Source organism: Delftia sp. NA_296.1 (assembly GCF_052692095.1).
Genome location: NZ_JBQZGF010000011.1, coordinates 253533 through 264771 on the forward strand (window position 1 = coordinate 253533; position 11239 = coordinate 264771).

The following is an 11239-nucleotide window of genomic DNA, read 5'->3' on the forward strand; positions in this document are numbered from 1 at the left end:
CCCTGTATCCGCGGGCGCCTGTGCTTCACAGGCGCCCGCGCTGCATTCAGCGCCAGGGCTTCAGGCTTTCTTTACGAGCAGGCGGGCATGGCCTGCCCGGCATTGGCGGCGCGCACGGTCTGCACAAAGGCATCCCAGTAATTCGGCAGCCCGGCCCAGGGGTTGCCCACGCCGGTGCTGGGCTCGAACTCCAGCTGGGTCACATAGATCCATCCCGCCTGGTAGCGGGCCGAGGCGGCCGACTGCACGGCCGTCTGCATGGCCGCGCAGCCCGACACGTTGTGCACCAGCGAGGCCTGGTGGCTGTTGGGCAGCCCGTACAGCCAGTCAAAACTCGTCGTGCGCGGATCGTAGGTGGCGTAGGTGGAGCCCTTGCCCTCGAACGTGGTCAGCACATCGGCCACATCGGCATAACCGGCCACGGGCACGAGGCCCGGGTTGCCGATCACGATCAGGTTGGGATTCTTGGCCTTGATGTACTGGTAGATGCTGCGGTAGAAGTCCAGCCGGTTGGTGGTGGCCGCCATCTCGTCAATGAAGAAACCCTTGACCAGGCCCGCGCCGTAGTGCGTGAAATAGTTGTCGATATTGGCCTGGATGCTGGCCAGCGATCGCGTGCCCGTGCCATAGCTGGAGCTCACATAGCCCACCAGCTGCCCGCCCGCGTTGGCAAAAGCGGTGGCGGCGCGCGTGATGTTCGCGTCCGGGCCACTGAAAATGCCATTGGCCGGATTCAGGATGGCCGTCATCTGCACGGTCGGATTCGCCTGTGCGCTGGCCGTCAGCGCATTCCAGGCCGTGGCTCCAGAGCCCGTGGGATAGAAATACGTGGGCACCAGCACCCGCAGCGGTGCAGGTGCAGGACGCAGATAGAAGGTCTGGGAAGCGCTGCCCGTGCGGCCTGCCACGGTGGCGCTGGCCTGTACCTGCTGGCGGCCCGGCGTGGCGCCGGTCAGCGAAGCCGTCGCCACGCCGGAGCTGGTCAGCGCCGAGGTGCTGACGCCTGTGGCTGCGCTGAAGCTCACCACGGTTCCATCGGCGGCATTCACGCCATCGGCCAGAACACCTGCGCGCAGGGTCAGTGCCGAGCCTGCAGTCACCACATCCCTGGCGGCAGGGGCCGTCCATTGCACGGTGACCGAGGTCACTCCGGGCTGGCCGGTGCCGCCGTCACCCCCATTACCGCCATTGCCACCGCCAGCGTTGCTGTCACCACCGCCGCCTCCGCCGCAGGAGGCCACCGAGGCGGCCAGGGCGAGCATGCCGAGTCGCAGGACAAGAGGAGAGGGAGCGTGGGAGCGTTGCATGACAGAGGAGGGCTGAGCGGGGGAAAGGCTATATTCAAGCATGAAAGTTACATCTTCCTTTCCCGCAGTAACAGCTTTACCTGCGGCCGCGCAAAGTCCCGGCGCCTGCGCTGATGCATGGCAGGGCCTGCCCGCCATCCGCCTGCGCCTGGCCTGCGGCGATACCGCCCTGGTGGCCTTGCAGGGGGCGCAGCTGCTGTCCTGGCAGGCAGGTGGCGAGGAGCAACTGTTCCTGAGCCCTCATGCCGCCCATGACGGCCACACACCCATACGCGGCGGCATTCCGGTCTGCTTTCCCCAATTCAACCAACGCGGCCCACTGGTCAAGCACGGCTTTGCGCGCACCCTGCCGTGGCAGGCTGATGCAGCACAGGCCGAGGTTCTTGCCGGCGATGGCTTGTTCCTGCGGCTCAAGCTCGCCGACACGCCGCAGACGCGCGCCGTCTGGCCGCACTCCTTCGAGACCTGGCTGGAGGTCACGCTGTTGCCCGGCCGACTCGACGTGGAGCTGGTGGTGCACAACCGGGGAGACACGCCTTTGGCCTTCACTGCCGCCTTGCACAGCTACCTGCGCGTGGCGGACGTGGAGCAATGCCGGCTGCAAGGCCTTGACGGCCTGCCCTACTGGGATGCCGTGGCCGACACCCATCCCACGCAGCAAGGCGACGTGCGCTTTGGCGAAGAGCTCGATCGCGTCTACCCCCGGCCCGGGAAGACCATGGAACTGGCCGCTCCTGCCGGAGGCTTGCGCATCTCGCAGGATGCTGCCTGGAGCGAGACCGTGGTCTGGAACCCCGGCCCCGCGCTGTGTGCCCGCCTGGCCGACATGCCGCCACAAGGGTGGCGGCAGATGCTGTGCGTGGAGGCCGCCGCCATCGATGCGCCCGTGCATGTGGCGCCCGGCGCGCATTGGCGCGCGGCGCAGCGTTTGCACAAGCGGTAGTCCGGCACCCGCTCTTGAACGAAAAAAGCGCCTGTGAACAGGCGCCTTTTCCATGGGTTCGAGAGCCGGGTCAGCGGCGCTGCATGCGTTGTGCCGACTGCGCAGGGCGCAGGCCCGGGGTGATCTGCAGCTCCACGGGGCCTTCGCCCCGGCGCACATCGAATTTCGCGGCCTCGCCGGGCTTGAGCGCGGCCACGGCGGTCAGCAGCTCGGACACATTGCGGATGGGCTTGTCGCCCACCTGCACGATCACATCGCCCGGGCGCATGCCGGCCTGGGCAGCGGGGCCTGCCTGCAGCACGCCGGTGATGATCACGCCGGAGTCGGCCTTCACGCCAAAGGTCTCTGCCAGCTCCGGCGACAGCTCATTGGGCTCCACGCCGATCCAGCCGCGCACCACGCGGCCGTCCTTGACGATGCCGTCCAGCACCAGCTTGGCCGTGGACACGGGAATCGCAAAGCCGATGCCCATGCTGCCGCCCGAGCGCGAATAGATGGCGGTATTGATGCCCAGCAGATTGCCGCTGGCATCCACCAGCGCGCCGCCCGAATTGCCGGGGTTGATGGCCGCATCGGTCTGGATGAAGTTCTCGAAGGTATTGATGCCCAGCTGGCTGCGGCCCAGGGCACTGACGATGCCGCTGGTCACCGTCTGGCCCACGCCGAAGGGGTTGCCGATGGCCAGCACGCGGTCGCCCACGTCGATCTGGTCGGAATTGCCCAGAACGATGACTGGCAGCTTGTCCAGGGCGATCTTGAGCACGGCCAGGTCGGTCTCGGGATCGGTGCCGATCACCTGGGCCTTGGCCTGGCGGCTGTCGGTCAGCGTGACCTCGATGTCGTCCGCACCCTCGACCACGTGGTTGTTGGTCAGGATGTAGCCGTCGGTGCTGATGATCACGCCGCTGCCCAGGCCTGCCTGCTCCTGCGTGCCCTGGTCGCCGAAGAAGAACTGGAACCACGGATCGTTGCTGCGCGGATGGCGCACCGCCTTGCTGGTGTTGATGCTCACCACGGCCGGCGCTGCCTTCTTGGCGGCCGGTGCAAAGCTGCCGGGGCTGACTTCTCCGACGGGCGTGGCCGGCGCCTCCAGCAACGCAATGCCGGCATTGCTGCGCACGGCTCCACGGCGCAGCCAGTCCGGCTGCAGGGTGGCGACGACAAAGTAGGCAGCCACCAGGATGGTGACCACCTGCGAAAACAGCAGCCAAGTGCGTTTCATGAAGTGTGGTGTTCTGTGCGGGAGTACAAGGGCCTCATTGTGAGGCATGTCGTACACAGGGCGGTGGTGGGCGCGTTCGCTGGGGCGCTGGGTGATCGATGAATCACCGGACAACCGACATTGCTATATCGGGATGTGCCGATTTTGCTTTTTTCTGAAGCGCTAAAGGGCGTGTCAATTTTTTTGTTGCGCCATTTGAAATGGGACAAGTCTTATTTAAATTGGCTTGCTAATTATTTTTTCAAGTCACGATTTGATACGGATGAGGAATTTCAATACAATCGCGGCCCAATGAATAGAGCGGGGACGGAGGGGCTATGGAGTGGAAAGACTCGGGGAGGATTGCGCCCAGATGGCTGATGCTATTGGTTGGCGCGGTGTTTGCCATTGCAGGAACCATCGGCATTGCCTTTGCACAGGCCGCCGATGCGGTATGTGCCGAAGTCAAGATTGTCATAGAGCAAAAACTCTCGCTTGAGCGCCAGGCATTTGACGCCAGGATGGTGATCACCAATGGCCTGGCGGACCAAAAGCTGGAGAACGTCAGCATCACGCTGCAGTTCCTGGATGCGAACAACCAGACGGTGATCGCCACCACGGATTCCGCAGCCTCCGGAGCCCGCTTTTTCTACCGTACGGATGGGGTCGAGGGCATCACTTCCCTGCAGGGCGGCACGATTGCTCCCAAGGCCGTCGCCAATGTCCGATGGCTGATCATTCCCGCAGCCGGCACGGGCGGCCGCGATCCCCAGGGTGCGGTCTACTACATAGGCGCCAAGGTCACCTACACGCTGGATGGCAAGACCGACACCGTGGAGGTGGCACCAGAGTCCATCGTCGTGCGGCCCCAGCCTGAACTGGTGCTTGACTACTTCCTGCCCCGTGACGTTCCGGGTGACGATGCCTTCACCCCCGAGGTCGAGCCTTCCGACCCCTTCACGCTGGGCGTGCGCATCAAGAACAGTGGTGGCGGCACTTCGTACAAGACCAAGATCGATACCGCCCAGCCCCGCATTGTCGAAAACCGGCAAGGGCTGCTTGTCAATTTCCAGATTCTGAGCGGCTATGTCAACGATGCGCCAGCAGGCAAAAGCCTGCTGCTCGACTTTGGCGACATCACGCCGGGATCGTCCCTGCATGGGCGCTGGAACATGGTGTCCAGCCTGGCCGGCAAATTTGTCGAATTCACGGCCGGATTCACCCATGCGGATTCGCTGGGCGGTGCCCTGACGTCCCTGATCAAGACCGTCAATACCCATCAATTGGTCCAGGATGTGCGTGTCGATCTTCCAGGACGCGACAAGGTCCGCGATTTTCTGGCCCTGGATGGCGATGTCTACCGCGTCTATGAATCCGATGGCGTGGATACCGAGGTCAGCGATCAAAGCCGATCCGCGCAATTCGTGCCCTCCGGTGCTACCGCCAGCCTGCAGTTCAATCCCGTGGCCAATGGCATGGCCTATGCGCGCGTGCCCGATCCCTCCAGGGGCACCCGTCTTCCCCGGCAGGTGGTCCGCTCCGACGGCTACGTCGTCCCTGGCGAAAACGTCTGGCTGTCCAGGCAGCGCAACGAGGACCTGAGCTGGAGCTATTACCTGAACCTGTTCGACGTGAACACCACGGGCCGCTACACCATCGGGCTGGTCGCTGGCGAGGCACAGGCCAGCATTGCCGGCGCGGCCTTCGAGGACCGCAATGCCAACGGATTGCGCGATGCAGGCGAGCCCGCCATCCCCGTGCTCGAAATCAAGCTCACCGGTACGCGGGCAGGCACCGGGGAGTCGGTGCTGGCCACTGCCCACACCGATGCCCAGGGCCAATTCCGATTCGATGGACTGCTGCAGGGCAGCTATGCGCTGTCGGCTGCCGTCAGCGAGGGGCTGGTCGATGGCGCTGCGCTTGCGGGCACGGCGGGCGGCCAGTCCGCGCCGGGGCGCATATCGGGCATTGATCTGGCCACCGGTACGGCGGCTGCGGGCTATCTGTTTGCAAAGCGCTCCGCCAAGGCGACCGGGCCAGATCCCGAACCGGAAGCGGACACTGGCATCAGCGTGACGGCGGCACCGGCCACCATGGCGCGCGACGGTGGCTCCACGGTCACCATCACGGCACGCAATGCCGGGCCGGCCATTGCAGCGGCCACCGTCGTCCATGTGGACCTGCCCCAGGGGCTGGAGATCGCCAGCCAGTCGGCATCGGCGGGCAGCTATTCGCAGGGCCGCTGGACCCTGGGCGACATGGCCAAGGACTCCGCCCCCACCCTGGTGCTGCAGGTGCGTCCTGCAGCAGGCTCCACGGCCAGGGAATTCCTGCTGGCCGCGCGCATCGGCGCGGCCACCCGCGACCCCGTCACCGGCAACAACGCGGCCAGTACCCTGCTCAGGCGCGAGCAGGAGGCCTCCGTGGCCGCTTCGCAGACCCTGGACCAGGGCCTGCGTGTGCTGGCCTATGCCGCATGCGGCGCCGATACCGCTTGCACGGACGGCAAGCGCCAGGCCTTGCAGGATCTGCTGGCGCAGGCCGATGGCTCGGTGCAGTTGGCGGTCACGCCAGGTGAGCTCCGCAAGGCCTTGCGTGCCGGCGACTTCAGCGCGCTCTGGCTCCATGGATCGGTGGACGACCTGGCCGCTTCCCAGATGGAGGAAGTGCGGGCCGCCGTCTACCGCGGTGCCTCGCTGGTCATCGATGGCGCACCGGGCGCGTTGCCGGACACCTTGGCCGACGTCTGGGGCGGCAGCCGTTCAGGCCAGCCGCTGCCTGCGGGCGTCTCTGTGCACCTGGGCGATGCAGGCTTGGGCGATGCGGCGCTGGCGCTGCAAGGCCAGGCGTGGGCGTTGCAGAACGAGGGTGCAGGCTCGGAACTGGCCCGCTATGGCACAGGGCAGACTGCTGCGTTGGGCGTGGCCCACGGCAAGGGCCAGGTGCTGGTGATCGGCTTCGATGCCCTGGCGCAAGGCGCGGTTGCGGCTTCGTGGAAAGACTGGACCAAGACGCGCTTCACTGCCCTGGTTCCGCCTGTGTCCGAGCCCATGCTGGCGCAATCTGCCTTGCGCGTCAGAACCAGCATCGCCAACCGAAGCACACAAGCCATTGCGCTGGAGCAGGCCATGACCCTGGCCAGTGGCATGAAGCTGCGCTCCTCCTCGCCGCAGGCCGTTGTCGACGGTGATCGGGTCAGGTGGACCCTGGAGCCCGCCTCCCAGGCCGAATTGCAGGTGCAGGCCTGGCTGGACCTGCCCGGCACCTCGCTGGCCACCACGGTCGAGACGCAGTTGCGCAAGGCCGGCGACAAGTCGCTGGTGGACAGCTGGTCGCAGCCGGTCACCGTCATCGCAGAACCTCAAGCCGCCGCTAACACCCGGGCAGCAGTGGCTGCGCTGGCGCAGGCCACGGTAGACCAGCGGCAGGCCGTCGAGGCATTGCTGGGCCAGGCTCGGGTCGCCATGGAGCAGCAAAAGCCGGCCCAGGCCCTCTCGGCCCTGGTGCAGGCCCAGCCCCTGTTGAGGGCGCTACCAGCCCACGGCACCCGGAATGTGGCCCTGCAATCTCTGGCTCAGTGGATAGGCCTCGTCGCCGCCCAGTGGCAGGAGGAGCCCGCGCGGGATTGGACGCTTTCCATCGTGTCCGGCGACCTGCAGTCCGCCAGGCTGGAGCAGCCGTTTGCGCTGCCGCTGCAGGTGCGCCTGCAGACGGCTGGTGGCAACCCGGTGGCAGGGCAGGAGGTCACGTTCGACGCGCCTGCCAGCGGGGCCTCCGCGCGCTTTGCCGGCGGCAGCCGCCAGGCGCGCGTGCTCACCGACGCACAGGGCCTGGCACGCAGCCCGGTCATGACAGCCACGGGCGCTGCGGGCAGCTTCACCGTATCCGCCGGCGTCGAGGCCTTGCCCGGCGGCGTGCGCTTCACGCTGGGCAACCTGGATGGCACGGCGCCCGTGCTGCGCATTGTCAAGTTGACAGGGGATGGGCAGACGGCCACCGTGGGAGCCGCCTATGCGGCACCCGTACGTGTCAAGGTCACCGATGCGAAGGGCGCTGCCGTGTCCGGCCACGCCGTGGTCTTTGCGCTGCCGGACAGCGGAGCGAGCGCCGTGTTTGACGGCGGCACGCTCGCAGCGCAGGCCGTCACCGATGCGGCCGGCGTTGCCGCTTCGCCCGGGCTTCGTGCCAATGGACTGGCGGGCGCATTCGAGATGCGCGTGACGGCAGCCGGTGTGAGCGAAGCCTTGCGCGTGTCCCTGCAAAACCAGGCCGCGCCTGTGGGCGGCAAGGACGTGGCCCTGCCCACACCCAGCGGCTCCGGCACGCTGAAAGCCTCGGTGGCGGGCGGCGGCGCCAACTGCCGCTTCAACCCGGACAAGACGGCCGTACGCAAGCCCGAGGGCTGGCTGCCGCTGTTCAACGTGCTGCTCTTCCCGCATGGCGTGTTCGACTACGAACTCACCGGCTGCGACGTCGGAAGCACGGTCACCGTCACCACCGAGTGGCCCAACCTGTTCGGCATCAGCAGCTACCTGAAGTTCGGACCCACGCCCTATTCGAAGGGCCGCAGCATCTGGTACGCGCCCAGGAACCTGTCGATCAGCGGCAACCGCATCAGCTACACCATCACCGATGGCCAGTTGGGCGACGATGACCTGCAGGCCAATGGCGTCATCAAGGACCCGGGCGGCCCCGTCATACAGTCCGGGCCGCTGCCTGAGGATCAGTTGACGGCGGTGCCTGGCCTGGAGGCGGCGGGCCTGGCCCTGTTGTCCGCCCTCATTGCCTTGGGCGCCGGCCTGCAGCACAGGCGCCGACGCGCCGCACGTGCAGGCGCGGGGATGGATGCATGAGCCTGCGTCGTTTTTGTGGCCTGGCGCATGCAGTGGCGGTGTGCGCAGCCGTCCTGGTGGCTGCACCATTGCGGGCGCAGACCGATGCCGAGCCGCAGTCCTGTCGGGCAGACGCGCATGCCGTACGGGACGCAAGGGCCGCCGAGTCCCCTGTGACGTGGCCCCGTCAGGTGCCGCCTCTGGCGTTGACCCCTTCCTGCTGGATGAGTCCGGCCGAGTGGCGGCAGCGCCTTGTTTCCCCTGGCGCACAGGCGGCCATGCTCGTTGACGTTCGGCCGGCGCAGCACAGGCGCGCTACCCCCGTCGCGCAGGCCCTGCAGATGGATTTGCCGCAGCTGCAAGGCAAGCGCTTTCTGATGCAGGAGGAAGTCATCCTGCTGGGCACCGGGCTGGACCATGCGGACCTTGACGCGGCATGCCGGCAATTGCGCAGCCAGGGCTTTGGCCGTGTGAAGGCTTTGCTGGGCGGCGCGGCGGTGGCCCTGCATCCCACGGCATCGGCCAGGCTGCAGGACCTGTCTGCCAGCGACTGGATCGCCAGCCTGGGACAAGGCATTGAATGGACGGTGCTTTCCCTCAGCAAGGCCCTGGATGCGGCGCCGGCGGTGCAGTCACCCGTTGACGAACAACAAACGCACCGGCTGGTCGCCACGCACGATCTGGCCATCCAACTGAACGCCATGGCCGGCGGCAAGGCACGAAGCGACCAGCCAGGAGGCCCCGCATCCCGGGCTTTGGTGGTCATAGCCGACGCTTCGACGGAGCCTGAGCTGCGTGCCCGATTGACCGCGCAACGGGCCTCTTTGGGTGAGCGGCCTGACGCAGTGCCCGTGTACTGGCTGCTGGGCGGGTGGCAGGCCTATCAGGCCCAGGTGGCGAGCATGCAGGCCATCGGAACAACGGCAGGCCACCGGCTGCAGGCGGCCTGCGGGCGGTTTTGAGCAAGCACAACGATTGAACGAGCCAAGGATTGAGGGGGGAAGTGGTGATGCAGTACAGCGAGCGAACGGATGGGTCTGTGGGTGTGTGTAGAAGCGCGAATCCTGTGCGTTGGCAGGTCCTGGCCGTGACCGCGCTGGCCCGCATGGCAGGCGTGGTGAAGGCATGGCTGGCTGCCTGTCTTGCGCTGGCATTGCTGCTGGTCTCTCCCGCCTGGGCCCAGACCACGTTGAGCGGCACCATCTCCAGCCCAACGATATTGCGTGCCAGCCAGTCGCCTTACCTGATGCAGGGCGACGTGGTGCTCGATGGCGATGCAACGCTCACCATCGAGCCGGGTGTGACCCTGCGCATGGCCCCTGGCGCCAGTTTCCTGCTCAGGAAAGGTGCGCTGCAAGCCGTGGGCACGCCGGACAAGCCCATCCTCATCACCTCGGCGGCCGCAACCCCGGCGCCCGGGGACTGGCGCCAATGGCGCATGACGGCCGGCACGCGCAGCGCCCAGACGCTGCTGGACCACGTCACCATCGAATACGGCAGCGGCGTGGTCATCGAGAACGCTGCCCCTTCCATCAACAACACGGCCTTCAATCACCACAGCGGCCCGGCCATCGGCGTTGATCTTGCGTCCTCGCCGGCCGGCAAGGGCAACTCGGCAAAGGGCAACTCGCTGAACGCCATTGCAGTCCCTTCGGGCACCATCCGCTCTCAGGTCATCTGGGGCATGGTCGGCATTCCCTACCTGGTGCAGCAGGGCCTCATCCAGATAGGCCAGGCGCCTTTGTCCATCGAGCCCGCCAGGCTCCGGCTCAGTCCCGGCGTGGTCGCCATGCTGAGGGTCTCGCTCAACGCACCTGCACCTGCGCAAGGCGTGGTCGTGGACATCACCAGCAGCGTGCCCTCGGTGGCTTCGGCCGTGTCGCGAGTCACCGTGGCACCGGGACAGACCAGTGCCGATGTGGGGGTGCAGGCCAGTACCCTGGGCGTGACCCGCATCACCGCAAGCCACGCCACGCTGGGCTTTGCCGAAACGCAGATCGAAGTCGTCAATCTGCCTTCGCTGGGCCTTGTCCCCGGCAGCCCCACGGTCGGTGTCAACCGGCCGTATCCCATGACCGTGTCGTTGCCTGCGCCGGCACCCATCGGTGGTGTAAGCGTGCAGTTGGGCAACTCCGATGCCGACGTGCTCTCTGTCCCATCGTCCGTGCTGGTCCCGGCCGGGCAACAAGGCGCCAGCTTCGAAGTGACGGGCCTTGCTGATGGCAGCAGCCGGCTGACAGCCCAGGCCGAAGGCCATGCCAGTGCGCTGGCCACGGTCTCCGTGCGTGGCAAGGCACTGGTGCTGCCGGCCAGCGTCATCGTGGCGCCTGGTGCGCAGGCCAGCGTGACCATCGAAACCACGGAGCCGGCTCCCTCGGCAGGGCTGGTCGTCAGCCTCGTAGTGGAGCAGTCAGGGTTGGCGCAGGTGCCTGCGTCCGTGCAGATCCCTGCGGGGCAGAGCAAGGCAGCCTTCACGGTGGCAGGCCAGACCCTGGGCACGACCCGCATCACAGCCACTGCTGCCGGCTATCAGCCGGCGCAGGCCGCGTTGCGCGTGGACGCCATCAGCCTCAACACCGATCCCTCCGCCGATCTGGTGATGAATGAGGAGCTGAGCAGGGTCTTGCGTGTGCAGTTGAGCAAGGCGGCGCCGCAGGGTGGTGTCACGGTGTCGGTGGCCAGCAGAGATCCTGCGGTGGCCAGCGTGACGCCCGCCGAGGTTTTCATTCCGCAGGGGCAGATCTATGGGACGACGCCGATCACCGTGAAAGCGCTGGCCGTGGGAGAGACAGCGCTGGACATAACGTCTGCGGGGCTGATTGCCAAGGCGTTGAAGGTGAATGTGAGAGCGAAATTTGCACTGAGGCTGACGAGGTATGGCGGCGACAAGCTGATCGTAGGCAAGGGGCTGTACAGCTACAGCAGCGAGTTGTATGTGGAGCGCCTGATCAATGGC

Annotated in this window: 6 protein-coding genes; 4 read left to right on the plus strand and 2 right to left on the minus strand. The window is 66.5% G+C overall.

Features of this window, described 5'->3' with window-relative positions:
• Positions 1–71 precede the first annotated feature (71 nt).
• The gene (locus ACUTR7_RS24790) at positions 72–1262 is read right to left on the minus strand and encodes a spherulation-specific family 4 protein (RefSeq protein ID WP_445610041.1); all 1191 of its coding nucleotides are present in this window, start codon (positions 1260–1262) and stop codon (positions 72–74) included.
• 85 nt (positions 1263–1347) lie between these two features.
• On the opposite strand from ACUTR7_RS24790, the gene ACUTR7_RS24795 reads away from it, so the two are divergent.
• A complete protein-coding gene (locus ACUTR7_RS24795) occupies positions 1348–2250 on the plus strand; it encodes a D-hexose-6-phosphate mutarotase (protein WP_445610042.1) in 903 nt (300 codons plus the stop codon).
• Positions 2251–2320: 70 nt separating this feature from the next.
• Here ACUTR7_RS24795 and ACUTR7_RS24800 read toward each other — a convergent pair whose 3' ends face one another.
• Positions 2321–3472 carry a S1C family serine protease gene (locus tag ACUTR7_RS24800; RefSeq protein ID WP_013800805.1) on the minus strand — a complete coding sequence of 384 codons (1152 nt, stop codon included), beginning with the start codon at positions 3470–3472 and terminating at the stop codon, positions 2321–2323.
• Positions 3473–3831: 359 nt separating this feature from the next.
• On the opposite strand from ACUTR7_RS24800, the gene ACUTR7_RS24805 reads away from it, so the two are divergent.
• The 3 genes from ACUTR7_RS24805 to ACUTR7_RS24815 all read left to right on the plus strand — a co-directional run.
• Positions 3832–8304, plus strand: a complete 4473-nt coding sequence (locus tag ACUTR7_RS24805) for an IPTL-CTERM sorting domain-containing protein (RefSeq protein ID WP_445610043.1) — start codon at positions 3832–3834, stop codon at positions 8302–8304.
• Between the two features lie 257 nt (positions 8305–8561).
• Positions 8562–9245, plus strand: a complete 684-nt coding sequence (locus tag ACUTR7_RS24810) for a hypothetical protein (protein ID WP_445610044.1) — start codon at positions 8562–8564, stop codon at positions 9243–9245.
• Between the two features lie 104 nt (positions 9246–9349).
• The coding region (locus tag ACUTR7_RS24815; RefSeq protein WP_445610045.1) for a hypothetical protein at positions 9350–11239 on the plus strand (1890 nt) is incomplete at its 3' end.